Annotated in this window: 21 protein-coding genes; 5 read left to right on the top strand and 16 right to left on the bottom strand. The window is 73.6% G+C overall.

Annotated features, from left to right (window positions below; translation table 11 throughout):
• Nucleotides 1-57: 57 nt before the first annotated feature.
• From Sya03_RS16190 to Sya03_RS16170, 5 genes are all read right to left on the bottom strand, one after another.
• Nucleotides 58-852 (bottom strand): ABC transporter ATP-binding protein, encoded by a 795-nt coding sequence (locus Sya03_RS16190; protein ID WP_203939131.1) that lies wholly within the window; start codon nt 850-852, stop codon nt 58-60.
• Nucleotides 849-1883 carry a FecCD family ABC transporter permease gene (locus Sya03_RS16185; protein WP_239107579.1) on the bottom strand — a complete coding sequence of 345 codons (1035 nt, stop codon included), beginning with the start codon at nt 1881-1883 and terminating at the stop codon, nt 849-851. Before Sya03_RS16185 ends, Sya03_RS16190 begins: the two co-directional genes overlap by 4 nt.
• Nucleotides 1880-2890, bottom strand: a complete 1011-nt coding sequence (locus Sya03_RS16180) for an iron chelate uptake ABC transporter family permease subunit (protein WP_239107578.1) — start codon at nt 2888-2890, stop codon at nt 1880-1882. The genes Sya03_RS16185 and Sya03_RS16180 overlap by 4 nt, the downstream gene beginning before the upstream one ends.
• A complete protein-coding gene (locus Sya03_RS16175; RefSeq protein ID WP_203939130.1) occupies nt 2887-3894 on the bottom strand; it encodes an ABC transporter substrate-binding protein in 1008 nt (335 codons plus the stop codon). The genes Sya03_RS16180 and Sya03_RS16175 overlap by 4 nt, the downstream gene beginning before the upstream one ends.
• A gap of 106 nt (nt 3895-4000) precedes the next feature.
• Nucleotides 4001-4831: a siderophore-interacting protein gene (locus Sya03_RS16170; protein ID WP_203939129.1), complete on the bottom strand. Its 831-nt coding sequence runs from the start codon at nt 4829-4831 to the stop codon at nt 4001-4003.
• Nucleotides 4832-4923: 92 nt separating this feature from the next.
• Here Sya03_RS16170 and Sya03_RS16165 point away from each other — a divergent pair, with 92 nt between their 5' ends.
• On the top strand, nt 4924-5247 hold the full coding sequence (locus Sya03_RS16165) for a hypothetical protein (protein ID WP_203939128.1): 324 nt from the start codon (nt 4924-4926) through the stop codon (nt 5245-5247).
• A 27-nt stretch (nt 5248-5274) separates the two neighbouring features.
• On the opposite strand, the gene Sya03_RS16160 is transcribed toward Sya03_RS16165, so the two are convergent.
• Nucleotides 5275-6864: an MDR family MFS transporter gene (locus Sya03_RS16160; protein ID WP_203939127.1), complete on the bottom strand. Its 1590-nt coding sequence runs from the start codon at nt 6862-6864 to the stop codon at nt 5275-5277.
• A gap of 18 nt (nt 6865-6882) precedes the next feature.
• On the opposite strand from Sya03_RS16160, the gene Sya03_RS16155 reads away from it, so the two are divergent.
• Nucleotides 6883-7482: a TetR/AcrR family transcriptional regulator gene (locus tag Sya03_RS16155; RefSeq protein WP_203939126.1), complete on the top strand. Its 600-nt coding sequence runs from the start codon at nt 6883-6885 to the stop codon at nt 7480-7482.
• Nucleotides 7483-7497: 15 nt separating this feature from the next.
• Here the strand turns inward: Sya03_RS16155 and Sya03_RS16150 are convergent, their stop codons facing one another.
• Nucleotides 7498-9039 carry a ricin-type beta-trefoil lectin domain protein gene (locus tag Sya03_RS16150; RefSeq protein ID WP_239107577.1) on the bottom strand — a complete coding sequence of 514 codons (1542 nt, stop codon included), beginning with the start codon at nt 9037-9039 and terminating at the stop codon, nt 7498-7500.
• A gap of 147 nt (nt 9040-9186) precedes the next feature.
• Between Sya03_RS16150 and Sya03_RS16145 the strand changes: the two genes are divergently transcribed.
• Nucleotides 9187-10107 carry a hypothetical protein gene (locus Sya03_RS16145; protein ID WP_203939125.1) on the top strand — a complete coding sequence of 307 codons (921 nt, stop codon included), beginning with the start codon at nt 9187-9189 and terminating at the stop codon, nt 10105-10107.
• A gap of 21 nt (nt 10108-10128) precedes the next feature.
• Here Sya03_RS16145 and Sya03_RS16140 read toward each other — a convergent pair whose 3' ends face one another.
• From Sya03_RS16140 to Sya03_RS16110, 7 genes are all read right to left on the bottom strand, one after another.
• The gene (locus Sya03_RS16140; RefSeq protein ID WP_239107576.1) at nt 10129-13404 is read right to left on the bottom strand and encodes a discoidin domain-containing protein; all 3276 of its coding nucleotides are present in this window, start codon (nt 13402-13404) and stop codon (nt 10129-10131) included.
• 114 nt (nt 13405-13518) lie between these two features.
• Entirely contained in the window at nt 13519-15084 is a 1566-nt protein-coding gene (locus Sya03_RS16135) for a glycoside hydrolase family 13 protein (protein WP_203939123.1), read from the bottom strand.
• A 69-nt stretch (nt 15085-15153) separates the two neighbouring features.
• Nucleotides 15154-16092, bottom strand: coding sequence for a carbohydrate ABC transporter permease (locus Sya03_RS16130; RefSeq protein WP_425543764.1), 939 nt, complete (start codon nt 16090-16092; stop codon nt 15154-15156).
• Entirely contained in the window at nt 16089-17033 is a 945-nt protein-coding gene (locus Sya03_RS16125; RefSeq protein ID WP_203939122.1) for a carbohydrate ABC transporter permease, read from the bottom strand. The genes Sya03_RS16130 and Sya03_RS16125 overlap by 4 nt, the downstream gene beginning before the upstream one ends.
• 63 nt (nt 17034-17096) lie before the next feature.
• Nucleotides 17097-18458, bottom strand: a complete 1362-nt coding sequence (locus Sya03_RS16120) for an ABC transporter substrate-binding protein (protein ID WP_203939121.1) — start codon at nt 18456-18458, stop codon at nt 17097-17099.
• A gap of 252 nt (nt 18459-18710) precedes the next feature.
• Nucleotides 18711-19712, bottom strand: coding sequence for a LacI family DNA-binding transcriptional regulator (locus Sya03_RS16115; RefSeq protein ID WP_203939120.1), 1002 nt, complete (start codon nt 19710-19712; stop codon nt 18711-18713).
• Between the two features lie 40 nt (nt 19713-19752).
• The gene (locus Sya03_RS16110; protein ID WP_203939119.1) at nt 19753-20631 is read right to left on the bottom strand and encodes a TetR/AcrR family transcriptional regulator; all 879 of its coding nucleotides are present in this window, start codon (nt 20629-20631) and stop codon (nt 19753-19755) included.
• 51 nt (nt 20632-20682) lie between these two features.
• Between Sya03_RS16110 and Sya03_RS16105 the strand changes: the two genes are divergently transcribed.
• Both Sya03_RS16105 and Sya03_RS16100 read left to right on the top strand, forming a co-directional pair.
• A complete protein-coding gene (locus Sya03_RS16105) occupies nt 20683-21852 on the top strand; it encodes an FAD-dependent monooxygenase (RefSeq protein WP_203939118.1) in 1170 nt (389 codons plus the stop codon).
• Nucleotides 21849-22517 carry a hypothetical protein gene (locus tag Sya03_RS16100; protein WP_203939117.1) on the top strand — a complete coding sequence of 223 codons (669 nt, stop codon included), beginning with the start codon at nt 21849-21851 and terminating at the stop codon, nt 22515-22517. The genes Sya03_RS16105 and Sya03_RS16100 overlap by 4 nt, the downstream gene beginning before the upstream one ends.
• Here the strand turns inward: Sya03_RS16100 and Sya03_RS16095 are convergent.
• Both Sya03_RS16095 and Sya03_RS16090 read right to left on the bottom strand, forming a co-directional pair.
• Nucleotides 22501-23766 carry an outer membrane protein assembly factor BamB family protein gene (locus tag Sya03_RS16095; protein ID WP_203939116.1) on the bottom strand — a complete coding sequence of 422 codons (1266 nt, stop codon included), beginning with the start codon at nt 23764-23766 and terminating at the stop codon, nt 22501-22503. The genes Sya03_RS16100 and Sya03_RS16095 overlap by 17 nt on opposite strands.
• Before the next feature lie 824 nt (nt 23767-24590).
• The gene (locus tag Sya03_RS16090) at nt 24591-25898 is read right to left on the bottom strand and encodes a hypothetical protein (RefSeq protein ID WP_203939115.1); all 1308 of its coding nucleotides are present in this window, start codon (nt 25896-25898) and stop codon (nt 24591-24593) included.
• Between the last annotated feature and the right edge of the window lie 359 nt (nt 25899-26257).

Below are 26257 nucleotides of genomic sequence, written 5' to 3'. Positions count from 1 at the left end.
GGTTCGTCGACGTCCGGGGCAGACCCTCTCACGGGGGTGCGACGAATGGCGCGCGGTTTACCGCCGGTGGAGACGCGGGGTCTCGGGCACCACGAGCGGGGTGCCGGTCTGCGGGTCGGCGATGATCTGGCACGGCACCCCGAACACGTCGCGGACCAGCTCGGCGGTGATGATGTCGGCCGGGCGGCCCTCCGCGACGATCGCGCCCGCCTTCATCGCGATGAGGTGGGTGGCGTACCGGCAGGCCTGGTTGAGGTCGTGCAGCACGGCCACGAGGGTGCGCCCGCGGTTGACGTTCAGGTCCGTGCACAGGTCGAGCACCTCGATCTGGTGCTGAATGTCCAGATAGGTGGTCGGCTCGTCGAGCAGCAGCAGGTCGGTCTGCTGGGCGAGCGCCATCGCGATCCACACCCGCTGACGCTGGCCGCCGGACAGCTCGTCGACGGCCCGGTCGGCGAAGCCGTCGACGTGGGTGGCCGCCATGGCCGCGTTCACCTGCCGCTCGTCCTCGGCGGACCACTGCCGCAGCAGCGTCTGGTGCGGGTAGCGGCCGCGCGACACCAGGTCGGCGACGGTGATGCCGTCGGGCGCCGTGGCCGTCTGCGGCAGCAGGCCGAGCCGCCGGGCCACCTCCTTGGTCCGGTACGAGCTGATGGCGGCCCCGTCGAGCTGCACCGCGCCGCGGGCGGGCGACAGCAGCCCGGCCAGCGCGCGCAGCAGGGTGGACTTGCCGCACGCGTTCGGGCCGACGATGACCGTGAACGAGCCGTCGGGGATGCTGACGTCGAGCCCCTCGGCGACGACGCGCCGCTCGTACGCCAGGGTGAGCTCCGTGCCGGACAAACGGCTCATGCCGTCCTCCCCTTTCTCCATTCGCGGCTGAGCAGCCAGGCGAGGTACCCGCCGCCCACGGCCCCCGTCACGACGCCCACGGGCAGCTGCGCGGGGGCGAACAGCCACTGGGCGGCGAAGTCGCCCGCGAGCACCAGCACGGCGCCGGTCAGCGCGGACGGCAGCAGCTGCAGCGGCGCCGACCCGGTGAGCCGGCGCGCGATCTGCGGCGCGGCGAGCGAGATGAACGCGACCGGTCCGGCCGCGGCGGTGGCGACGGCGACGGCCGCCACGGCGAGCAGCACGAGCCGGAGCCGCACGGCGCCGACCCGCACGCCGACGCCGCGGGCCACCTCGTCGCCGAGTTCGAGCAGCTGCAGGCGGCGGCCGTACGACAGCAGGACCGGCCCCACGACGACCAGGACGGCCACGACCAGCAGGACCTGGTCCCAGCCGCGGCCGTTGAGGGTGCCGGTGAGCCAGGCGGCCGCGGCGACGGCGGCGTCGAGGCGGGCCCGGCTGATCAGGAAGTTGTTGACGGCCAGCAGCATGGCGCTCACGCCGATGCCGATGAGGATGATCCGGGTCATGCCGCCGCCGCGCAGCGACGCCAGCCCGTAGACGACGCCGGCCGCGGCGAGGCCGCCGGCGATCGCGCCGGCGGCGATGCCGGTCGGGCCGGCGCCGAACAGCAGGATGGCGGCCAGCGCGCCGCTGGACGCGCCGGTGGTGAAGCCGATGATGTCGGGGCTGCCGAGCGGGTTGCGCGACAGGCTCTGGAAGACGGCGCCGCCCAGCGCGAACGCCGCGCCGACGAGCGCGCCGAGCACCAGCCGGGGCAGCCGCAGCTCGGTGAGCACGAACCGTTCCCGCAGGGTGCCGCCCCCGCCGGCCGCCTCGATCGCGCCCGCGACGGTGAGCCGCGCCCCGACGGAGGTGATGGTGAGCAGCGCGATGGCGGCGAGCGCGACCAGCAGGCCGGCGCAGACGGCGACGGTGCGGGTGTCGACCTTGACGGCCACGCCCCGGGCGCGCACGACGACGGTCCTCACAGGTGACCGATCCGGCGGCGCAGCACGATGGCCAGAAAGACGGGGGCGCCGATCAGCGCGGTGACCAGCCCGGCCTCCAGCTCGCCCGGGCGCACGACGAGCCGGCCGACGACGTCGGCGACGAGCAGCACGACGGGCGCCAGCACCGCGCAGTACGGCAGCAGCCAGCGCTGGTCCGGGCCGACGAAGGCGCGGGCGGCGTGCGGCACGGCCAGGCCGAGGAACGCGACGGGCCCGATGGCGGCGGTGGCCGCCCCGCACAGCACGGTGATGGCGACGGCGGTCAGCAGCCGGGTCCGGCCCACGTGGGCGCCGAGGGCCTGGGCGCTGTCGGCGCCGAGCGCCAGCGCGTTGAGCGGGCGGCCCAGCGCCAGCGCGAGCAGCGCGCCGGCCGCGACGAACCAGCCCGCGGAGGCGGCGACGTCGAGGTCGCCGCCGGCCAGGCTGCCGACGACCCACAACCGGTACCGGTCGAACGTGCTGACGTCGAGCAGCGCCACCGCGTTGGTGACCGACAGCAGCGCGGCGCCGACGGCCGCACCGGCCAGGGCGAGGCGCTGCGGCGACGCGCCGGAGCGCCCCCGGGTGCCGAGGAAGTACACGACGGTGAAGGCGGCGGCCGCCCCGCCGAACGCGAACCAGATGTAGCCCGTCACCGAGCCGACGCCGAGGAACCGGATGGCCAGCACGACCGCGGCGGCCGCCCCGGCGTTGATGCCGAGGATGCCGGGGTCGGCGAGCGGGTTGCGGGTCAGGGCCTGCATGACGCCGCCGGCCAGGCCCAGGGCGAGGCCCGCGACGAGGCCGAGCACGGTGCGCGGGACCCGCAGGTCCCGGACGATCTGGAAGTCCTCCGCCTGCCCCGGCCCGGGCAGGGCGCCCGGCCGCAGCGCGTCGAGGATGGTGCCCGCCGGGATGCTCTTCGTCCCCAGGGCGAGGCTGAGCATCGCGGCCGCCGCGAGAGCGACGACCGCGATGATCAGACCGATGGTTCTTCTAGAGGTCACGCAAGGGCTTTCTGCACCAGCGGCACGAAGCGCTCGATGGTGTAGGGGGTGCTGAGCACGCTGTTGGTGCTGAACGCGTTCGCCAGGTCGGCGTCGTCGATGACGAGCAGCCGGCCGGCCTTCGCCGACGGGATGCTGTTGAGGACGGTGTCCTTGCTGAGCGCCTCGGCCTGGCCGATGCCGAAGACGACGGTCAGGTCGGCGTCGAGCAGCGACACCTGCTCCTTGGAGACGTTGGCGTAGAACGTCTCCGGCTTGAGCGCCTCGATCTCCGGCTTGTTGGTGAAGCCGAGCGCCTCCATGAACTGGACCCGGCCGTCGCCGCGCACGTAGGCGCCGTACTGGCCGTTGAACGCGGCCGCGACGGCGACCGTCTTGCCGGCGAAGCCGGGGTTGGCGGTCTTGGCGGCGGCGAGCGCGGCGTCGGTGTCGGCGACCAGCTTCTCGCCCTCCGCCCGGCGCCCGAGCGCCTCGGCGACAAGCAGGGTCTGGTCCTTCAGGCTGGTGCCGTACGGCGGCTGCCCGGCCGGGCCGGAGATGGTCGGCACCAGCTTCGACAGCAGGTCGTAGGTGGCCTTGACGTTGTCGCTCTTGGTGAACGTGACCAGGTCCGGGTTGAGGTTGGCGACCGCGTCGACGTTGATCTCCGGGCCCTTGAGCACCGTCGGCTTCGCGCCGCCGAGCCGGTCCTGCGCCCACGGGCCGACGCCGACCGGCCACGCCTGGAACCAGTCGAGGATGCCGACCGGCACGACGCCGAGGGCGAGCAGCACGTCGGCGTCGGCCCAGCCGAGCGACACCACGCGCTGCGGGGCGGCGGGCACCTCGGTGGACCCGAACTGGTGCTGCACGGTGACCGGGAACCCCCCGCCGGGCGCGGCGCCGCTGCTGCCGGTCGAGGGGGTGGCGGCGTCGTCGCTGCCGCACGCGGCGAGCGCCGCGGTCGCGGCGGCACCGAGTCCGCCGAACAGCAGGGTACGGCGGGACAGGTGGGCGTCGCGCACGTCAGGCTCCTTCAAAGTTAGGTTGTGCTTACCTAACATCGCCCGCCCCGCGGTGGTCAAGCGGTGTGATGCCTCTGATACATCGGTGACCTGCGATGACGCGCCGTCAGGCGGCCTGCGCGTCCGCCCGGCCCCGCCGCCAGTAACCCATGAACGTCACCGCCGCGCGGTCGAAACCGCGCTCCGCCACCAGATGGCGGCGCAGCGCCGTGACGACGCCGGCCTCGCCCGCCAGCCACGTGTACGCCGGGGCGTCCGGGCCCGCGGCGGCCCGCTGCACCGCCGGGACCAGCTCGCAGCCCGGGGCCCGCCCGTGGCGCGGCAGCCACCGCACGACGACCCCCGACGGCGCGCCGATCTCCAGCACGTCCTCCGGGTACGGCACCTCCAGCAGCGCCAGCCCCCGTGCGTCGGACGGCAGCCGCTCCAGGATCGCCCCGATCGCCGGGGCCGCCGTCTCGTCGCCCGCCAGCAGCAGCGGCCCGCCGTCCGCGGGCGGCCGGAACCCGATGCCGCCGTGGTCGCCGTCGTACCCGGCCACCGGCCCCAGCACCGCGACCCGGTCGCCCGGCCGCGCCCGGCGCGCCCAGCGGCAGGCCGGACCGCCCTGGTCGACGCCGTCGTGCAGGACGATGTCGACGTCCAGCTCGCGCTCCTGCGGCCGTACCGCGCGCACCGTGTAGGTGCGGATCGGGCTGCGGTGGTCCTCGGGCAGCTCGCGCCACCGCCGGTACCAGTCCGTGCCGCTGGGCAGGTGCGCCTCGGCCACCGGCGACTCGGGGAACGCCAGCTTGATGCGCTGGTCGAAGCCGTTGTCGGCGAAGTCGTGCAGCTCGTCGCCGGTGAACGTGACCCGGAGGAACGACGGCCCGAGCCGGCGCGCCGCGACGACCTCCACGACGAAGAAGCGCCAGGGCGCGAGCACGGTGTCGGTCACCCCTCCAAGTTAGGTTAGCCTTCCTACCCCTGCAAAGCGGGCCTGGGGGAATTCGCCTGACACGGGCCCCGCGGATGGGCTTCACTCGGCTCATGCCGCACCCGACCTCGGAGGACGACCAGACCCTCCAGCTGCACCGCGCCGTCGCCGCCCGCCTCGTCGCCGACCCGTCCGGCGTCCTCGCCTCGGCCGCCGACAACCTGGCCGCGCTGCGCACCGGCGCCGACCCGGCCGCGTCCGCCCGCCTCGACCGCTGGGCGGCCGCGCTGTCCGCCGGGCCCGAGGCCGTCCTCGACGCGCTGATCTCCCGCGACCCGTCGGCCGCCGACCTGCGCCGCACGTCGCCGTTCGCGGCGGTGCTGCCGGACGCCGAGCGCCGCGCCGCCCTCGCCACCCTCGCGAGCACCTCCGCCTGACGCGCCTGAGGCGCTTGAAACGGCGCGTCAGCGGCGGACCGGCACCGGCGCCGTCGCCGGGGCCGCGTCCGGCAGGTCGATGCTGGTGCGCAGGTTGATCGGGCGGAACAGCACGCACGCCAGGACACCGACGACCGCGATCGCCGCCGAGATCAGGAAGATGTGCCCGGTGGCGTCGCCGTAGGCGGCCCGCACGATCTCCTGGACGCCGGCCGGCAGGGCCGCCAGGTCGAGGCTGCCCGCCGCGTCGCCGGAGGCCGACGCCGGGACGCCCGCCGCGGCCAGGCCGGTGGTGATGCCGTCCGCGACGTGCCGGGCGAGCACCGCGCCGAGCACGGAGACGCCGATCGTGCCGCCGAGGCTGCGGAAGAACGCGACCGAGGAGCTGGCCGCGCCGATGTCGCGCAGCGAGACGGTGTTCTGCACGGCGAGCACGAGGTTCTGCATGGTCATGCCGACGCCGGCGCCGACCAGCAGCATCGCCGCGCCGATGAACCACAGCGACGTCAGGTGGTCGATGGTGCCCAGCAGCGCGAACCCGGCGACCAGCACGACCGAGCCCGCCACCAGGTACGGCTTGACCCGGCCGGTCCGGGTGATGAGCCGCCCGGAGACGATGGACGAGCCGAGCACGCCGGCCATCATCGGGATGGTGAGCAGGCCGGCCTCGGTGGGGCTGTAGCCGCGGCCGATCTGGAAGTACTGGCCGAGGAAGACGGCGCCGCCGAACATGGCCATGCCGACCGCCAGGCTGCCGAGGATGGCCAGCGCGGTGGTGCGCTGCCGGACGATCGCCAGGGGCACGACGGGCTCGGCGGCCCGGGACTCCACCCACCCGGCGAGGGCGAGCAGCAGCAGCGAGCCGCCGACCATCGCGCCGCTCTGCCAGGAGACCCAGGCGAACGCGTCGTCGACGAACGAGATCCAGACGAGCAGCACGCTGACGCCGGCGGCGATGAGCGAGGCGCCCAGGTAGTCGATTTTCACGTCGTCGCGGCGGGCGGCGGGCAGGCGCAGGGTGGCCTGCAGCAGGACCAGCGCGACGGCGGCCACGGGGACGCCGACGAAGAAGCACCAGCGCCAGCCCAGCCACGACGTGTCGACGATGAGGCCGCCGAGCAGCGGGCCGCCGACGGTGGCGACGGCCATGACGCCGCCGAGGTAGCCGTTGTAGCGGCCGCGCTCGCGGGGCGGGATCATCGCGGCGATGGCGACCTGGACCAGGGCCTGGAGGCCGCCGACGCCGATGCCCTGGAAGGCACGGGCGGCGATGAGCTGCCCGGCGGTCTGGGCGAAGCCGGAGATCACCGAGCCCACCAGGAACACGACGATCGCGACCTGGATCAGGTTCTTCTTGTCGTAGAGGTCGGCCAGCTTGCCCCAGACGGGCGTGGTGGCGGTGGCCGTGAGCAGGGTCGCGGTGACGACCCACGTGTACTGGGTCTGCGAGCCGTCGAGCGCGCCGATGATCTGCGGCAGCGCGGTGGACACGACGGTGCCGCTGAGCATGGCGACGAAGAGCACGAGCAGCAGCCCGCTGAGCGCCTCCAGCGTCTGCCGGTGCGTCATGGGCCCGGCGCCGGTGCCGGCGGCGGGTGCGGTCGTGGATGCGCTCATCGCGCGGCCTCCAGCGCCATGGACGAGGGCCCCGGGCTGCGCGAACGCAAGAAGGCGGCCACCCGCCAGGCGCTGCACGAGGCGGCGCTGCGGCTGGCCGCCGAGCACGGGTTCGAGCGGGTGACGGTCGAGGCCATCGCCGACGCCGCCGACGTGTCCCGGCGCACGTTCTCGAACTACTTCTCCAGCAAGGAGGAGGCGTTCTTCCACGGCGACTCCGCCCGGCTGCGGCGCATGCTCGAACTGCTGCGCGAGCGCCCGGCCGGGGAGGACCCGTGGACGGCGCTCGGCGCGGCCGCCGAGCAGCTCACCGCGGAGGTGCGGGGCGAGCCGGACCCCGGGTGGCTGGCGCTGCGCCGGCGGGTGCGCGCCCACCCGGTGCTGCTCGCCCACCAGGTCGCCGCGTACACCGTGGTCGAGCGCGAGCTGGCCGCCGAGATCGCGCGGCGGGGGCCCGGCAGCACGGCGCTGCGCGCCCGGGTCCTCGCGGCGACGTTCCTGACCACGCTGCGCGTGGCGACCCAGCACTGGATCGAGCACCCCGAGGGGACGCTGCTCGCCGTGCTGCGGGAGGCGCTCACGGCAGCGGCCCCCGCGCCGGAGCACGGGGGCCGCTGAGCGGTCGGGCCGGGATCAGCCGCGGCGCCACTTCTGGTTCGCGCCGCCGACGCACGTCCACAGGTGCAGGGGCGCGCCGTTGTTGCCGTTCCACGCCGCGATGTCGACGCACTTGTTGGCCTGCGGGTTCACCAGGTCACCCGCCGCGCTGAGCACGAACTGCTGCGCCGGGTTGCCGGAGCACGTGGCGATCTGGATCGCGGTGCCGTCGGCGGTGCCGCCCCAGGCCACGTCCATGCACTTGTTGTTCTGGGTGCGCAGGGTGCCGTTGACGAACTCCCAGCGCTGGTTCGTGCCGTCGTGGCAGTCGTACACCTCGAGGCGCTGGCCGTCGTTGAACTGCCAGCCCGGAACGTCGATGCACTTGTTGTTCCAGTTGCTGACCAGCCGGCTCGTGCTGCCGCTGCCGCCGCCCGACGTGGTGAGCGACAGGCCGTACGCGCCGAGGATCTCGTTGACCGGCTGGTAGTACATGGTGCCGCCGGTCGAGCAGTTGCCGGAGCCGCCGGACGTGACGCCCTGCGCCTGGTTGCCGGAGATCCACGCGCCGCCCGAGTCGCCGCCCTCGGCGCAGGCGTTGCTGCGGGTCAGGCCGTACACGACGCCCTGCGGGTAGCTGACGGCGACGTCGCGGGCCTGGATGACGCCGCAGCGCCAGCCGGTGGTGCGGCCGGACCGGCAGACGGACGAGCCGATCGCCGCGTCCTGCGAACCGGCCACGGTGACGTTGCCGCCGGCGTAGTTGTTCACCCAGGGCTGCGGCGTCCAGTTGCCGTTGGTGCGCACCCAGCCGTAGTCGTTGCCGGGGAACGACGAGCCGGCGAACGTGCCCTGGGCGACGTTGTTGTACCCGAGCGTCGGGCTGCCGGTGCCGCCGCAGTGACCGGCGGTGACGAAGCCGCCGGCGACGGAGAACCCGACGGAGCACAGCGTGTTGCCGTTGATGACGTACTGGTCGCCGCCGCGCAGGTCGTACATGGGCCGCGGCGCCTCCTCGGCGCCCGCCTCGACCGTGACGACCGCGGCGTCGGCGCCGCTGCCCTTGACGAAGGCCGCGCCGGCCGAGGCGGTGGCGGCGGACACGACGACGGCGTTGCTCGCCGGGTCGACGTACCAGCTGTGCACGGCCCTGCCGGCCGTCGCGGCCCGCTTGTCCAGTCTGGCCTTCGCCGCGGCGAGCTGCCGCTCGGAGCGCGCGACGACCTTCGGCACGGCGCCCGCGGCGCGCACGGCCGCGGCGTCCGCGGCGCGCGTGACGCCGACGGTGAGCCGGTCGCCGGACACCCAGGCGCCGGCGAACCGGTCGCCGAGCCGGGCCCGCAGGTTCTTCTCGACGACGGGCGCGCCGGCCTCGCTGCGCAGGCGGCCGGCGATCTGGGCGTCGGTGAGCTGGAGGTCGCGCTTCATGGCGGCGACCATGCCGGGCGCGAGGTCGAGCGCCGCGGCGGCGCGGGCGGGAGTGGGTTCTTCGGCGGCGAAGCTGCTCGTGACGGGGACGGCGAGCAGAGCGCCGGTGGTGGCCGTGACGGCTGCGGCCACCCAGAAACTGCGGACCATGGGCGTCCTTCCGGATCCACTGGTGGGGGGTGTGGAGGGAAAGGAGAGCGCTCTCCGCATCGGAGTCTTTCGATATTACGTAACAAAGTCAACTGTTAACTTGTTTAAGTGCCGGAGCGGGGCCGCCGGGCCGCCTAGGGTCGGATCGTGGCCGTCCTGCACGAGACGTACCTGCCGTTCCCCGCCGAGATCCTGCGCCGGCACTTCGCGCCGGTCCGGGCCCCGGGCGATCACCTGGCGTACTACCGCGCGTCCGTGGCGAACGCGGCGGCGCACGACGACCGCGTCGCCACCGGCCACCTCGTCACCGACGCCGAGGTGCGCCGCGGGCGGCAGCTGGAGAAGGACGAGCGGTTCTGGGTCGCCGCGGCGCTGCTCGGGCTCTACTACGGCGACGACGACGGCGCCGGTCGCTCCGAGCGCTTCGCCGAGCTGCTGGCCCGCGCGGGCGTCGCCCCGCCGCCCGGCGCGGAGTCGTGGGCCGGCCTGCTCGCGGGCGAGCTGCACCTGTACCTGGAGGTCGCGCTGCCCTCGCCGCCGTCGTACCGGCGCTGGCTGGCCGACCACCTCGACGAGCGCACCCCCATCCCGTACCTGCGCACGGCCGCCGCCCGCCGGGCCATCGCGCTGGAGGGCGCCACCCGGGCCGACGCGATGCTCGTCGCCCCCGCCACCGGGGCCGCCGTGCTGTTCGAGGCGAAGGTGCTGTCGGACGTGTCCACGACCGTCACGTACGACGTGCTGCGCAACCAGCTGGCCCGCTGCATCGACGTGCTGCTCGACCCCAACCCCGGGATGCCGGCGCCGCTCGGCGCCCGCGACCCGGACCGCAGCTGCGTGGTCCTGCTGACGCCCGAGCTGTACACCGCCACCGGCGGGCGGCTCTACAACTGGCTGCTGCCCGCCTACCGCGACCCGCGCGACCACCTGCTCCAGCAGCACCTGCCGCACCGCACCCCCGAGGAGCTGCGCGGCGCGGCCGCCCGGCTCGGCTGGGCCACCTGGGAGGACTGCGACCGGATCGCGCCCGGCGCCTGCCCGTGGCTGAGTTCGGCGGGCCGGGCCTGAGCCCGGCCCGCCGGACGGGCGTCAGTTGCGGACGATGGTGAAGGTCGACGTGGTGTTGCGGATGTCGACCGCGTTGTTCGACAGCGTCAGGTTGTTGAAGACGGCGCTGCCGACGGCCGGGCCCTGACCCGGCTCGGGCAGCTCGTTGACCCAGATGCCGAAGCCGGACTTGGCGTCCCAGGCGTCGCCGCTCTTGCGGGCCCCCGAGATGGACACGTTGGTGAAGACCGTGTCCGTGACCGGGTTCTGCGGCCGGCCCGCCCCGTCGTAGTTGGTCTGGAACATGATGCCGCTGTACGTCGGGTCGACGATGTCGACGTTGCTGACGCGGATGCCCTGGAACACCTTCGACGCGCTGAACACCCAGATGGCAGGGAACGTCTGGTTGCCCCAGAAGTGGCCGCCGGCCCGGACGATCGAGATGTTGTCGAAGGTGGTCGGCGGGTTGGCGCCGAAGCCGTTCATCGGGTAGCCGAAGTCGAGCGAGCTGATCGTGATGCCCGAGTACACCAGCGTGTCCGCGATGTAGATGTTGCGGAACACGTTGTTCAGGCCGCCGTACACGGCCACGCCCGCGGCCCGCCACGTCAGGATCGACGTGAGGTTCTCGTACACGTTGTCACGCACGTCGCCGCCGCCCGCGTCGATCGCCGAGAACAGGGCGAACGAGTCGTCGCCGGACGCCCGCGACTCCACGTTGGACACCCGGTTGCCGGTGCTGCCGTTGGTCATGTTGATGGCGTCGGCGAACAGGTTCCGCGCCCGGGAGTTGCGGATGACCATGTTGTCGGTGTTGGTGCCCCAGTACAGGCAGACCTGGTGCTCGGCCCACACGTTCTCGATCGTCATGTTCGCGACGTTCTGCAGGTCGAAGACCTTGCCGGGGCCGTCGATGCGGGTCGTGTAGTTGCCGAAGTAGGCGAAGCCCGAGAACACGGTGCCGTTGGCGGTGGCGTCGGCGCGGAAGCCGACGTCGGTGTTCTCCTGGCTCTGCGGCGCCTGGAAGCGCGTGTACCAGGGGCCGGCGCCGACGATGCGCAGCGAACGCCCGTACACCTGGAACTTGGTGTTCGTCTCGTAGGTGCCGGCGGGCAGGTAGACGCCGAGCTTGCCGGTGTCCTGCCGGGCGGTGTCCAGGGCGTTCTGCACGGCCTGGTGGGTGAAGCCGTCCGGGACGACGTAGCGGGCGGCGTCGGGGTTGCCGATCGGCGCCACCTGCTCCAGCGAGGCGAAGTCGACGGCGATCGGGCCGGGGTTGCCGGCGTCCTTCTGCAGGCGGATGGTGCTGCCCGCGGGCACGGACGAGTTGAGCATGATGTTCGCCTCGTCGTAGATGTGCCGCGGCGCGCCCGAGCCCGGCGAGTTGGTCGGCGACGACTCCGCGCCGTACAGCCAGGCGAACTTCGACGTCAGCGGGATCGACTTGTGGAAGGCGCCGTTGACGTAGATCGACAGCGAGCTGGTGGTGCCGTCGGGGATGGAGAAGCGGGTCACCAGGGTGTTGGTGGCGGCCCGGGTGGTCCACTGCACGTACGCGCCGGTGCTGTTCAGGGTGACGGCGCGGCGGCCGGACGCCTCGCCGGCCAGGTCGCCGACGGTGCGGTTGGGGCCGACGACGCCCGCGCCGCCGCCGGTCGCGCCGTCCTCGGCCTCGTACATGTCGAACGGCATGTCGGCGCCGCGGCCCGCGAAGAACGGGATCTCGGCGGTGTTGTCGCCGCGCCGCGACGCGAGCTCGTTGGCGGCGGCCGCGACGGTGACCCGCACGGTGTACCGGCCGTTGGCGACGGCCCAGGTGCCGACCGACGCCTGCGCGGACGCGCCGGCGGCGATGCCCGGCACGGTGCCGGTGAGGGTGCGCACGACGCCGCCGGTGCCGTTGAGGACGGTGACGGTGACGGCGTGCGGGCCGCCGGTGGAGGCGACGGTGCCCTGGTTGCGGACGGTCACGGTGAAGGTGGCGGTCTGGCCGGCGGACGGCGTGCCCGGCGACCAGCTGACGGTGGGCACCAGGTCGGCGGTGTCCGACGGGCGGACCACCAGCGGGGCGGCCGCGGTGAACGCGTTGTTCGTCTCGTTCTGCTCGGCGACGGCGTTCGCCTCGTCCACGCGGGCGATCAGCTGGTACGACCCGGCCGCGCGGGTGCCCGCGCCCGCGGACACGGTGGCGGAGGCGCCCGCCGCGAGCGCGCCCACGGCGGCGGTGCCGACGCGGGTCGTGCCCAGGTAGAAGGTCACGCTGCTGGCGGGCGCGGACTGGGTGCCCGCGTTGCGCACGGTGGCGGAGAGCGTGATCGGGTCCGTCTCCACCGGCGCGGACGGCGCGGCGGTGGCGGCGGTGACGGTCAGGTCGGGGCCGGGCGCGGCCGCGCCGAGCACCTCCAGCTCGGCCACCTGGCCGCCGGGCGCGCCGGTGTTGCCGGTGAAGCGCAGCTGGACGTCCGCGGCGGTGGCGCCGACCGGCACGGTGACGGTGTTGCCCGAAGACGGACTGAACGAGTAGGACGCCGACGCCTTGATCGTCGTCCACGCGGTGGCGCCCTGGGCGCGGCCGGCGATCTCGAACGTCTGCACCCGCGCGCCCCACGCCGGGTCGGGGTTCAGCCGGACGCGCACGCCGGTCAGCGCCGCGTTCGCGCCGAGCTGCACCGTGAGCGTGCTCGGGTTCGGGCCCTCCCAGTAGGTGGCCACGTTGCCGTCGACGGCGTTGGCGGCGACGAACGTGTGGGTCACGCCCGAGGCGGTGATCGGCTTGTTCAGCGCCAGGTTGCCGCCGGACGGGTCGGGGCCGGGACCGGGGTCGCCGCCGGTGCCGTAGACCTCGAACTCGCTGATCTGGGCGGCGGGCCAGCCGGTGTTGGCGGTGACGGTGACGCGGACGTACCGGACGGTGGCGGCCGCGAACGCGATGGTGACCGACGGCGCGAACTGCCGCCCGGCGGAGGCGGCCAGGGTGCTGAACTGCGCGCCGTCGGCCGACCCGGTGACGGTCAGCGTCTGGGTGCGCGCGCCCCACGAGGCGGGCAGCCTGAGGGTCACCTCGTTGACCGGCGCCGCCGCGCCGAGGTCGACCTGCACCCACTGCGGGAACGCGTTGTTGGCGCTCTCCCAGTAGGTGTTCTGGTTGCCGTCGGTGACGTTCCCGGCGACGTAGACGTCGTTGTGGCTGGAGGCGGCCGCGGGTCTGCCCGCGGCGAGGTTGGGCCCGGCCGCGGCGGCGGGCGGCGCCGGCGCGAGGGCCACGAGGACGGCGGCGGCGACGGTCGCCGCGAGCCATCGGGAGCGGATTCTGGACACGTGACACACCTTCCAATGGGGTTGGGAGGGCGGCGGGAGGGCGCCGTCGGTGGGCGGCGCCCTCCCACCCGGTGAGCGCGGGCCCCCAACCGCACGCAGGGGGCCCGCACCCGGTCAGGTGGTCCGCAGCCAGACGGCGGTGTCCGGTGGCAGGACGCCGTCGTCGAGCGGGCCACTGGCGAGCAGGCAGGTGTCGTGGTCCGGCAGTGGGACCGGCGCGCCGGACATGTTGACCACCACGGCGACGTCGCCGCGGGCGTACGCGAGGGCGCCGGGCGGCGAGGGCAGCCAGCGCATGGGCCCGGACAGGGCGCGGCGGGCGGCGATGGCCCGCCGGTACAGCTCCAGCATCGAGTGCGGGTCGCCGGTCTGGGCGGCGACCGTGAGGTCCTTCCAGCCCTCCGGCTGCGGCAGCCACGGTTCGGCCGCGCCGTCGGGGCTGAACCCGAACGGCGGGCGCTCCGACGACCACGGGATCGGCACCCGGCAGCCGTCGCGGCCGTGGCCGGAGCGCTGCCACATCGGGTCCTGGCGGGCCTCGACGGGCAGGTTCTCCACCTCCCACAGCCCCAGCTCCTCGCCCTGGTACACGTACGCGGCGCCGGGCAGCGACAGCGACAGCAGCGCGGCGGCGCGCGCCCGGCGGGTGCCCAGCTCCAGGTCGGTGGGGGTGCCCTCGCGCTTGGTGGCGAAGCTGAACGCGGTGTCCTGCCGGCCGTACCGGGTGACGTGCCGGGTGACGTCGTGGTTGGACAGCACCCAGGTGGCGGGGGCGCCGACGCCGGCGTGCGCGTCGAGGGTGCGGTCGATGCAGGCGCGCATGGCGCCGGCGTCCCAGGCGCAGCCGAGGAAGTCGAAGTTGAACGCCGCGTGCAGCTCGTCCGGGCGCAGGTACGCGGCGAACCGGTCGACCTCGGGCAGCCACACCTCGCCGATCAGGGCGCGGTCGGCGTACTCGTCGGCGATGCGCCGCCACGACCGGTACACGTCGTGCACGGCGTCGAGGTCGTGGAACGGGTGCTTCGCGGACGGGTCGACCTCGGGCAGGTCGGGGTCCTTCATCAGCAGGGCGGCGGAGTCGATGCGGATGCCGTCGACGCCCCGGTCGAGCCAGAACCGCAGGACGCTCTCGAACTCGGCGCGCACCCGCGGGTGGTCCCAGTTGAAGTCGGGCTGCTCGGGGGTGAACAGGTGCAGGTACCAGGCGCCGTCGGGGGTCCGGGTCCAGGTGGTGCCGCCGAACTCGCCGCGCCAGGCGGTGGGCATCTCGTCACCGTCGCGGAACCAGAACAGCTCCCGTTCGGGCGCGGCCGGGTCGGCGAGGGCCTTCTGGAACCAGGGGTGCTCGATGGAGCAGTGGTTCGGCACCACGTCCACGATCACCCGGATGCCGGCCCGGTGCGCCTCCGCGATCAGCGCCTCCACCTCGCCGAGCGTGCCGAACACCGGGTCGATGTCGCGGTAGTCGGAGACGTCGTAGCCCGCGTCGGCCATCGGCGACGGGTACCACGGGCTGAACCAGATGGCGTCGACACCGAGGGCCGACAGGTGGTCCAGGCGGGCCCGGATGCCGGCGATGTCGCCGACGCCGTCGCCGTTCCCGTCGGCGTAGCTGCGCGGGTAGACCTGGTAGATCACCGCGTCGCGCCACCACGTGTTCGTCACGTTGCACCTCTTCATTCCCGTGTGAGGGCGTGTTCGTCCCGGCGGCCGGGGTCGGCCACCCGTCGTGCGGTCGGTTGGTGCGGTTCAGCCCTTCATGGATCCGGCCGAGAGGCCGCTGATGATGCTGCGCTGGAAGATCAGGAAGATGACGACCATCGGCACCGACGCGATGACGAGGCCGGCGAGGAACTCGGTCTGCGGCACCTGGCTGGTGTTGGCCAGGCGGCTCAGCGCGACGGACAGGGTCTGCTTCTCCGGGTCCTGCAGCACCAGCAGCGGCCACAGGAAGTCCTTCCACATCGCGATGATCGCGAAGATGGACACCACGCCGAGGACGGGCCGCGACAGCGGCAGCACGATCGACCACAGGATGCGCAGCCGGCCGGCGCCGTCGATCGCGGCCGAGTCGAGCAGGTCGTTCGGGATCTGGTCGAAGAAGCGCTTGAGCACGTAGACGTTGAAGGCGTTCGCGGCGGCGGGCAGCCACAGCGCCCACGGTGTGTCGATGAGGTTCCAGCCGAAGATCGGCACGTCCGCCACCGTCAGGTACGCGGGCACCAGCAGCGCCGCCGCCGGCAGCATCAGGCTCGCCAGCATCATGCCGAGCACCACCTTGCCGAGCGCCGGCCGCAGCTTGCTGAGCGCGTACGCCGCCGCCACGTCGACGACGAGCTGGATCAGCCAGCCGCCCAGGGCGTAGAAGACGGTGTTGGCGAAGAACCGGGCGATGTTCATCTGCTCCCACGCCGTCGCGAAGTTCTGCGGCTGCGGGTCCTGCGGCACCACCGTCGGCGTCGCCTGCGCCAGCTCCGCGGGCGTCTTCAGCGCGCCGGCCACCATCCAGTACAGCGGCAGCACGAACGCGACCACGAACACCGCGGTCACCACGGCGAGCAGCGCCCAGTAGACGACCCGGTTGCGGCCGCGGCGCAGCTCCGTCTCCGAGACCAGGGTGCGGGTGGCGGCGCCGCCGTCGCCGCGGCGCCGGCGCGTCGGGACGGGCGTGGGGGCGATGGCGGTCACTGGGCCTCCCGGGTCAGGCGGAGGTAGATCGCGGAGAAGACGCCCAGGACCACGAACAGCAGCACGCTCATCGCGGCGGCCAGGCCGAAGTCCTGGTTGACGGTGAACGCGTACCGGTAGATCAGCACCATCACCGTGATCGTGTCGGGGTTGCTGGTGCCGGTGAGCTGGAACGGCTCGATGAACACCTGCATCGTGGCGATGACCTGCAGCAGCAGCAGGACCAGCATGATGAACCGCAGCTGCGGCAGCGTGACGTGGCGCAGCCGCTGCCAGACGCTCGCGCCGTCCAGCTCCGCCGCCTCGTACAGCTCACCCGGGATGCCCTGCAGCGCGGCCAGGTACATCAGCGTGGCGCCGCCCAGGTTGGCCCACGTCGACACCAGGACCAGCGAGATCATCGCGCTGCCGCTGCCCTGCGTCCACTGCGACTCGGGCAGGCCCACGCCGCGCAGCACCGCGTTGAACAGGCCGTTGCCCGGGTCGTAGAAGTACTTCCACAGCAGCACCACCACGATCGGCGGCAGCATCACCGGCAGGTAGACGGCGATGCGGAAGAACGCCTTGAAGTGCCGCAGCTCGTTGAGCAGGATCGCCAGCACCAGCGGGGCCGCATACCCGAGCACCAGCGCCAGCCCGGTGAACACGACCGTGTTCTTCCAGGCCGTCCAGAACAGCGGGTCGTCGAACAGCACCTCGAAGTTCTCCGCCCCCACCCAGTACGGGTCGGTGACGAAGTTGACCTGCTGGAAGCTGAGGATGACGCCGCGCACCAGCGGGTACCACGAGAACAGGGCGAAGCAGAGGATGCCGCCGGCGAGGAACGCGTACGCCAGCAGGTTGTCCTGGATCCTGCGCCGCAGCCGACCCTGGGTGCCGGGCCCGTCGCCGGGCTCCGTCGTCCGCGTGGTCCTGGGCTTGTCCGCCGTCAGCAAGGCCATCGACTCACTCCCGGTGTGGAGGGTGGGTGGGGGCCCGCCCGCGGGCCCCCACCCGGTTCCGATCTAGCGAACGCCCGCGAGGATGCTGTTGACCTGCGTCTCCGCGTCGGCCAGCAGCTTGGCGGGGTCGGCGTTGCGGTCGGTCAGCACCTTCTGCATCGCCACGTCGAGCACCGCGTAGATCGCCTGCGCGTTCGGCGGCTCCAGCTTCACCGGGATCGTGCCCATCGCCGCGATGAACGGCGCGTAGTTCTCCTGCGGCACGTTCGCGTACTGCTTGTCGGACGCGGCCTGCTTGGCGGCGGCCTCACCGGTCCAGATGGCCGGCTCGGGCAGGCCCACCGGCTGCTTGCTCTCCGAGGCCCACTTGTTCTCCTCGGCGATCCGGTCCGGCGAGGCGAACCAGAACGTCAGCCACTTCAGGCCCGCCCGGATCTTCGCCGGGTCCGCCTTGGCGTTGAACATGTAGCCCTCGCCGCCGCCGAGGGTGCCCTTGCCCTCCGGGATCGGCCCCAGGCCGTACGACGTGTAGTCGCCCTTGAACTCGTTGACGATCGTCGGGATGTTGTCGGCCGTCGCCACGTACATGCCGAGCTTGCCGGAGCCCATCATGTTGAGCAGGTCGGCCCACTCCAGCAGCTGACGGCTGCCCATGCTGTCGTCCGTCCAGCGCATGTCCTTGAGGTTCTGCAGGACCTGCCGGCCGAGGTCGTTGTTGAACGCGGCCTTCCACGTGCCGTTCTCGTTGACGGCCATGTCGCCGCCCAGCGAGTACAGCTCGGCCGTGAAGTGCCAGCCGCCCGTGTTCGACTTCGAGTAGTCGCCGTAGCCGACGTAGTCCTTGCCGAGCCCCGCGATCGCCTTCGCCGCCGAGCGCACCTCGGCCCACGTCTTCGGCGGGCTGTTCGGGTCCAGCCCCGCCTTCGTGAACAGCTCGCGGTTGTAGAGCAGGCCGAGCGAGTAGTTCTTGTACGGCAGCCCGTACGTGCCGCCCTTGTCGTCCTGGAAGACGCGCAGCACCTCCGGCTTGATCTGGCCGGTGACCGGGAACTCCTTCAGGTACTTCGAGATGTCGGCGACCTGCCGCTTCGCGATCAGCGCGGCCGGGTCGGTGAAGTAGACGTAGAAGACGTCCTCGAGCTGCCCGCCGGCCAGCTTCGCCTGGAACGTCTGCGGGTCCATCTTGCCCTCGCGGGGGTCGATGTCGATGTTCGGGTTCGCGGCCTCGAACGCGGCCACGTTCGCCAGGAACCGCTCGTGGTTCACCTTCTCCGTCGCCGGCGGCAGGCCGTTGACGACGAGGGTCACCTTCTCGTTGCCGGTGGCCGGCGGGGCGTCGTCGTCACCGCCGCACGCGGCGGCCGAGAGGATCAGGCCGGCGGCCAGGACGAGGCCGACGGCGCTGCGCAGTCGGGTTCTGCTCATGGGGGAACGCCCTTTCTCGAAGGGGGTGCGCGCGGTGGGGCCGGGACGAGACTGTGACGTGGCTCTCGTCTCATGTTTCGTGGCGATGACGATACAAAGACGCACGGGGTTCAGCAAGAAGTCGACCGCAGAAAGAAAAAACAAGACTGCTCGGCGAGCCGTCGGCCCGGGGCATCGACGCCCGTGGTTGCCGTCGGACCCCGGGCACGCGAAAGGGCGGGCCGATCGGCCCGCCCTCGTCGTTGTCGCTGGTCAGCGCTTCGGCGCCGGCCCCGTCGACCCTCTGACCACCAGCTCCGGCTCGAACAGCAGCTCGTCGCCCAGCACCTCGGCCCCCTCGATCTGCCGCACCAGCAGATCGACCGCCGCCTGCCCCATCGTCTCGATCGGCTGCCGCACCGTCGTCAGTGGCGGGTCGGTGCACGTCATCAGCGCCGAGTCGTCGAACCCGATCACCGACACGTCCCCCGGCACGTCCAGCCCCAGCCGCCGCGCCGCCCGGATCGACCCCAGCGCCATCACGTCACTCGCGCAGATCATGCCCGTCACCCCGGCCTGGATCAGCCGGGCCGCGGCCACCCGCGCACCCTCCATCGAGAAGTTCGTGCGCTGCACCTCCGGCGAGCCGTCGGCACTGATCAGCGCCGCGAGCTTGCGCTCCGACGGCACGTGCCCCTCCGGCCCCAGCACGATGCCGATGCGCTCGTGCCCGAGCGCCCGCAGGTGCCCGTACGCCTGCTCCACCGCCACCGCGTCGTCCGTGGACACGTGCGGGAACCCCAGCTCGTCGACCCCGCCGTTCACCATCACCACGGGCAGCCGCCGGTTGGCCAGCTGCCGGTAGTGATCGTGCTCGGCGTCCGCCTGCGCGTACGACCCGCCGGCGAACACCACCCCACTGACCTGGTGGTCCAGCAGCATCTCGACGTAGTCCCGCTCGGGCACGCCGCCGATGGTGCGCGCGCACAGCGCCGGCGTGAACCCGCGCTGGGCCAGACTGGCCGTGACCACCTCGGCGAGCGCCGGGAAGATCGGGTTCTGCAACTCCGGCAGCACCAGCCCGACCAGCCGCCCGCGCTCGCCACGCAGCTTGGTGGGCCGCTCGTAACCGAGCACGTCGAGCGCCGTGAGCACCGCGGCGCGGGTGGTCTCGCTGACCCCGTTGCGGCCGTTGAGCACCCGGCTGACGGTGGCCTCGCTGACCCCGGCCTTCTTCGCCACCTCGGCGAGACGTTTCGTCACGGCGGTAATCATACGGCGAAATCTTGCAAGAAGGTAACAGGGTTTTGTCGGACTACGGCAGATCTTGCGACGTGGCCCGCTTGGGGAGGCCGGTGAGGTACGCGGCGACGACCGCGCCGGCGTCGATCCTCGCCTCGGGGTGGGCGCCACTGCCCGCCAGGCGGTCGTAGATCAGGCCGTCGACGAGGGCCACCAGCTCGGGGGCTCGGGTGGGGTCGGCGCCGCAGGCGGTCAGGAGGGTCGCGGCGGCGTGCAGCATCTTGGTGCGGACCGGGGCCTGGGCGGTGACCAGGGGGTGCAGGTCGGGGTCGGTGGTCAGGTCCACGGCCAAGGCGTAGCGGGCGAGGTTGTCGTCGCGGCGGGCGGCGATGGTGTCGATGACGGCGGTGATGGCGGCGGCGGCCTGGGCGGGGGTGAGGGTGACTGCGCCGGCTGGTCCGGTGCCGGCTGATCCGGTGCCGGCTGACCCCGGGTCGGCTGTCGCCGCCCCTCCCGCTGTCGCCGCCCCTCCCGCTGTCGCCGCCCCTCCCGCTGTCGCCGCCTTGCCGGCTGTCGCCACCCCACCAGCTGTCGCCACCCCACCAGCTGTCGCCACCCCACCGGCTGTCGCCGCCTTGGCGGAGGCCCGCGCGGAGGCGAGGCCGTCGGGGTCGGTCGGCGCTGTTCCAGAGGCGGCCTCGGCGCGGGCGTCGGGCCTCGCCGGGCCGGGGGCGGCCGCGTCGAGGTCCTGGCCGGTGCGGTGGGCGAGCCGGTTGACCGCCGCTTCGAGCAGCTGGCGCCGGGTGCGCACGTAGTACGACGTCGACCCGGGCGGCAGCGCCAGCTCCCGGTCGACCGCCCGATGCGTCAGGGCGCGCAGACCCTCCCTCGCGATGATCGCGATGGCCGCCTCGCCGATGGCCGTGCGCCGCTCCCCGATGCCCTCTTCCATCCGGCCACTCTACAGGAGTAAAGTCCTCTACATCCGTAGAGGGAGGTCGTCGTGAGAGTCGGAATCATCGGCGCGGGCATCGGCGGACTCGTCGCCGCCGTCGGGCTGCAGCGGGCGGGTCACGAGGTCGCGGTGTTCGAGCGCGCGCCGGAGCCCCGCCGGGAGGGCTCGGGCCTGTCGCTGTTCGGCAACGCGTTCACCGCGCTGGACGCGGTCGGCCTCGGCGACGCGATGCGCGCCGTCACCGCCCCGGCCGGCCTGCTGCGCGCCGGCCAGCGCCGCCCGGACGGCCGGTGGCTCGCCACCACCCCCGCGGCCTCGCTGGCCGCGTTGCGCATCGCGCACCGGTCCGACGTCCACCGGGTGCTGCTGTCCGCGCTCGACCCCGACACCGTCCGATATGGATCAGACGTCCTGGGCGTGCCCGCGTCCGGCGACACCGTGACCCTGACGACCGGCGCGGAGAGCTTCGACGTGGTCGTCGCGGCGGACGGCATCCGCAGCCGCGTCCGCTCGACCTGGCCGGGCGACCCGGGCGTGCGGTACTCCGGCTACAGCACGTGGCGCGGCGTCACCGCGACCCCGGTCGACCTGGGCGGCGCGGCGGGCGAGACGTGGGGCGACGGCCTGCGCTTCGGCATGGCACCGCTCGGCGACGGCCGCGTGTACTGGTTCGGGGTGGCGTCCATGCCGCCCGGCGTCGCGCTGGACGACGAGTGGGCGGCGGTGAACCGGCACTTCGCCGGCTGGCACTCCCCCATCGCCGAGATGCTGGCCGCGACCGACCCGGCGACCGTCGCCCGCCTCGACATCCACGACCTCGCCGGCCCGCTGCCCACGTTCCGCCGCGGCCGGTGCGTCCTGCTCGGCGACGCCGCGCACGCCATGACCCCGGACCTCGGCCAGGGCGCCGGCCAGGCCATGGAGGACGCCGCCACCCTCGCCGCCCTGCTCGCCCCACTGTCCGATTCGGACCATGGCGGGATCGACGCCGCCCTCGACCGGTACGACGCCCTGCGCCGCCCCCGCACCCAGTCCATCGCCCGCCGGGCCCGCTCGGTCGGGGCGGTGGCGCAGGCGCGCGGACGCACGCGGGTGTTCCTGCGCGACACGGCCGTCCGGCTGATCCCCGCGTCGCTCACCGCCCGGCAGCTCACCGCCCTGCAGAGCTGGCAACCACCCAGCCCCGCCCGGTCCCGCACCGAAGGAGCCCTCCGATGAGGTCCACCGCCACACCGGCCGCGGCCGGACGGCTGCCCCTGCTGTACCCGCTGCGCACCCTCGACGAGAGCCGCGTCGCCGTGCACGAGCTGCCGCACCACCGGCTGCGCCTCACCATCGACCACGAACCCCTGACCGGCCTGACGCCCGACATGCTGCTGTGGTGGTTCCGCAACATCGGCGGCACCATGCCGTACGCCGGGCGCGACGTCCCCCGCTACCGCGTGTGGCACCCGCGCGACCACATCGCCTGGGCGCTGGCCCGGCCCGCACCGGGCGGCGGCGCGGGCGAGGGCGCCCGGTTCCACATCGTCGAGAACTTCGGCGGCGACCCGGCCATGCACGTCGACACCGTCGACCGCGTCGAGAAGCTCGACCGCACCGGCATCCGCCTCGTGCTGCGCATCGCCGGCGTGCCGCTCTTCCAGCTCGAACACACCTGGTCGGCCGGCCGCGGCCGGGTGCACTACGTCAGCGTCCTCGACCTCGGCGGCCGGTCGGCGCTGTCCGCGCCCGTCAACCGGTACCTGCGGGCGCGGGTGTTCACCCCCGGCATGGAACGCGCCTGGCTGCGGCACAACGTCGAGGAGGTGGGCCTGCTCGAACACTTCCTGCCCGACCTGTACGCCGCCCACCACCCCGGCGCCGTCACCGCAGCGCCCTGACCGCCGGCGCCTTCCCGTCGTTCGTCTGCGGCATCACCAGCAGCGTGCCGTCGCGCTCCTCGAAGTCGCCGAACAGCGGGAAGTCGACGAACCCGAGGGACGCGTCGCGCACCACCGTCCGCTGCCCCGTGGCGGCGTCCAGCCGCACCAGCCACGACGGCCCGTCGAAGCCACCGCGTTCCAGCCCGAGCAGCCCCTGCTCGTCGGCGCGGATCAGCGAGATCGCCCCCCGGTGCCCCGACGACAACCAGCGCCGCTTGCCCGTCGCCACGTCGAACGCCGCGACCTGCCCCTCGCCGCCGCCCGCCCGTGACTCGTCCGTCGCCGCGTACACCGTCGACGCGTCCGCGAACATCGCGTACCGCTCGATGCCGTGCCGGATCGCGTTGCCCGTCGGCAGCGTCGACAGCGACACCTGGCCGTCCTTCGCCGGGATCTCCGCGGTCACCGCCCCCTTGTCCGAGTACGCCCGGACCAGCTGGTCGCTGATCGACGACACCAGCACGACCGCCGGCGTCGCCGACACCACGTGCCGCACCATCTCGCGCCCCTGCAGGTCCTTCTGCCACATCGGCCGCCCGGACGCCAGCTGCAGCGACACCACCCGGTACGGCGAGCACCCCACCCCGGCCACGACCGCCGTCGCCGACACCGCGAGGCTCGCGACCTGGCAGTACTGGTGGGTGCGCCGCTCCCACAGCTTCGTGCCGTCCTGGGCCCGGAACGCCAGCAGGTCCGTCGCCGCGTTCACCACCACCGTCCCGCCGCCGACCGCCACGAGCAGCCCGCGCCGCATGGTGCCGGGCACGTCCCGCTTCGCGATCGGCAGTTGCTGCTGGAACGACAGCTTCCCCGTGCCCAGGTCCACGCCGGCCACCCGGTCGCACAGCGTGTCGGTGCCGTACGAGATCGCCCCGAACGAACCGTCAGCCTCCGGGCTCGCCGAACACGTCGACATGCCCTCCGGCAGCGGCACCCCCCACGCCTGCGACCCGTCGCTCAGCCGGTACGCGAGGACGCCGTCCGCCTCCACCCGCACCAGCAGGTCCGCGGTCACCCAGCTCGCGAACAGACGCTGGCTGTCCTCGTCGCGCGCGTTGCGCTCCCCCGGGTACGGCAGTGTCCACGCCGTGGTCATGGCCCCCGACGAGCCGGCCTCGTTCCCGGCGTCGCCGATCAGCCGCGCCACCGTCACGGCCGTCCCGAAGCCGGCCATCGCCAGCACCAGCACGACCACGGCGACGATCACCGCGATCCGCTTGCCGTTGCCCGACGGCCGCGGCGGCGGCGGGTAGCCCGGCTGGCCCGGATATCCCTGCGCGGGGTGGCCTGGCGGGGGCGGCCAGGGGCTGTTGTGCGGCTGGCCCGGGACGGCCGAGCCCGGCGGCCCCCAGGCCCCCGGCTGGCTCTGAGTCTGCGGACCCGGCGGGCCCCAGGCGCCGGGCTGGCCCAGGGCCGGGGCGCCTGGCTGGCCCAAGGCCGACGCACCCGGTGGCGCCCAGCCTCCTGGGTGCTGTGGGCCCGAGCCGACGCTGCCCGGCAGCCAAGGCCCCGGCTGCGGCGGGATCGCGGGACCCGACGCGGGCCAGTTCCCTGGCTCACCGTGACCGGTCGTCGCGGGGCCCGGTGGCGCCGGGGTCCCCGGCTCAGCTTGGCCGGCCGTCGCAGGGCCCGGCACCGACCAGCTCCCCGGCTCAGCTTGGCCGGTCGCCGCGGGGCCCGGCGACGCCCAGGTCCCCGGCTGCGACGAGCCCGGAGGGTCTTCGATGGGCGGGGCCGACCGCTGTCCTGTGTGGTCGGTGGCTGACGCGCCGTACCCCTGCCCCGGCGGCACCGATGGGCCCCACGGCCCGGAGGCGGGCGGAACGGACGGCCTCGGAGTCGCCCCTTGGCCCGACGCTCCCTGGCCCGGCACTCCCTGACCCGGCGTCGATCGAGCCGGCGGCACCACCGGGCCGGGCGACGGCTGAGCGGCCACTGTCCCATCTGGACGTGCGGTCGGCGGGCCGGATTCCGGCCGCTGCCATTGGGCGTCGTCCGGGGTGGGCTGGGGCGGGTGCATGGGGTGTGTCCTCAGGTCAGTTCGGATTTGGCGTAGGCGAGGGCGGCGCGCCGTAACGCGTCGGCGTCCGCGCCCAGCGTCGTGCGGGCGGCGTCGGCGACCGAGGCGCCGCCGTAGTAGGCGGCCACGAAGGCGAACATCTTCAGTTCGCCGTACCGGGCGACGATGTGCCGGATGGCCTGGTGCGCTATGTAGTAGTGCAGGTTCGTGACGCGCGCGTCGCCGCCGAAGGCGAGTGCGTTCGGCATGCGGGCCGGGAACTCCCCCGCGCGCAGGGCTGACCGTGCCCCGCCGTCGCGGTTGGCGGGGCCGCCGTGGTCGCGGTTGGCGACGTACTCGGCGATGCCCTCGGTGATCCACGGCTCCTGGCCCCAGATGGCGGCGTCGTCGTTGTCGTGCCGGTTTATGCCCTCGAGCATCGCGTGCGTGAACTCGTGCCGGAGGATCTCGCCGGCGCCCGCGTCGTCGGCGAAGAAGCCGCTGCTGGTGTCCATGACGACCCGCGCCCCGCCGGACACCTCGCCGCCCTTGCCGTCGTACGCGACCATCGGCATCGAGTGCCCCGCCTCGGTGACCTTGTCGGTGGCGATCTGGTACAGCGAGCCGAGTTCCTTCTTGTTCGGCACCAGCGACGCCACGAACCGTTGCAGCACCGGGCCGTCCTGGCCGCCGCGACGCCACGCGCCGAGCACGTCGGTGGCCGCCTTCTCGGCGACGTTCGCGTACCGGCGGGCCTTGGCCTCCATCGCGCGGTCGGTGAGCAGGAGGACGTGCGGGGTGCGGGTGACCCGCATGTCGTCGTACTTGTCCCAGGGCGCCGGGTAGTAGTAGGTCTTCGAGTCGGCGAGGGAGCCGCCGGGCGCGCCGGACACGTCCGTGATGACGGCCGGGGCGGCGGCGTCCTTCTTGGTGATGGTCCACCGGTACCACTCGGCCACCGGCCGGTTGTCGAAGTCCTTGATCTGATGCACGAACGCCACGTCGAGGTGGACCGTCACGCCGCGCCCGAACCGGTCGATGGACCGGCCGGCCTGGTCGACGAACCCGAACCGCTGCTCCGTGAACGTCACCTTCTGCAGGTTGTGGAACAGCCGCGTCTGCCCGTCGATCAGTGCGCGGTTGCCCTGGTCGAGCGGGGCGAGGAATCCTTTGAGGTCGCGCCGTTGCAGCGCGGCCTGACGTGTGGTGGTGATGCGCTCCAGGTCGGCGCGGCTGATCTGCACCGCGCCGGGGGCGGCGGACACGGGGGCCGCGGACGGCGACGCGACCGGCTCGGACCGCGCGCCGAGCACGACCCCGAGGACGGCGCCGACCAGCACGACGAGGACGAGTGCCCCGGCGCCGAGCCCGATCCACAGGCCGCGCGACGACCGCTGCGGGCGCGGGCCGGACGGGAGGTAGGGATGCGGCCCGGCCGCGCCGGGGAAGGCGTACGGGCTGCCCGGGGGCGGCGGTGGCCACGCCGGCCCGGCGGGAGGGGTCGGGCCGGGACGGCCTTGTGCCGGCTGGGTCCGGCGCGGGTCCGCTGGGGCTGCCGCGCCGGGCGCCGGCGCCTGGGGGCGGGCGGCCCCCGGGTGCGGCGACCAGGGATCGTGCGGCTGCGCCATTACCGGCCTTTCTGCAGGTGGAGGCCCGCGAACCGGTCCCCGGCCGCGGTGCGACGGCCATCCAATCACGG

It is taken from the genome of Spirilliplanes yamanashiensis (assembly GCF_016863475.1).
GTDB classification, from domain to species: domain Bacteria; phylum Actinomycetota; class Actinomycetes; order Mycobacteriales; family Micromonosporaceae; genus Spirilliplanes; species Spirilliplanes yamanashiensis.
The sequence above is the reverse complement of the archived record's forward strand: the minus strand, read 5'-3'. Positions and strand labels throughout refer to the sequence as shown.

Bases quoted from the DNA above. Each gene is read 5' to 3' on its own strand.
- Sya03_RS16160 (WP_203939127.1), bottom strand. From the start codon at position 6,864: ATGAGCGCATCCACGACCGCACCCGCCGCCGGCACCGGCGCCGGGCCC.
- Sya03_RS16155 (WP_203939126.1), top strand. From the start codon at position 6,883: ATGGACGAGGGCCCCGGGCTGCGCGAACGCAAGAAGGCGGCCACCCGC.
- Sya03_RS16110 (WP_203939119.1), bottom strand. From the start codon at position 20,631: ATGGAAGAGGGCATCGGGGAGCGGCGCACGGCCATCGGCGAGGCGGCC.
- Sya03_RS16190 (WP_203939131.1), bottom strand. From the start codon at position 852: ATGAGCCGTTTGTCCGGCACGGAGCTCACCCTGGCGTACGAGCGGCGC.
- Sya03_RS16115 (WP_203939120.1), bottom strand. From the start codon at position 19,712: ATGATTACCGCCGTGACGAAACGTCTCGCCGAGGTGGCGAAGAAGGCC.
- Sya03_RS16125 (WP_203939122.1), bottom strand. From the start codon at position 17,033: ATGGCCTTGCTGACGGCGGACAAGCCCAGGACCACGCGGACGACGGAG.
- Sya03_RS16100 (WP_203939117.1), top strand. From the start codon at position 21,849: ATGAGGTCCACCGCCACACCGGCCGCGGCCGGACGGCTGCCCCTGCTG.
- Sya03_RS16120 (WP_203939121.1), bottom strand. From the start codon at position 18,458: ATGAGCAGAACCCGACTGCGCAGCGCCGTCGGCCTCGTCCTGGCCGCC.
- Sya03_RS16135 (WP_203939123.1), bottom strand. From the start codon at position 15,084: ATGAAGAGGTGCAACGTGACGAACACGTGGTGGCGCGACGCGGTGATC.
- Sya03_RS16165 (WP_203939128.1), top strand. From the start codon at position 4,924: ATGCCGCACCCGACCTCGGAGGACGACCAGACCCTCCAGCTGCACCGC.
- Sya03_RS16150 (WP_239107577.1), bottom strand. From the start codon at position 9,039: ATGGTCCGCAGTTTCTGGGTGGCCGCAGCCGTCACGGCCACCACCGGC.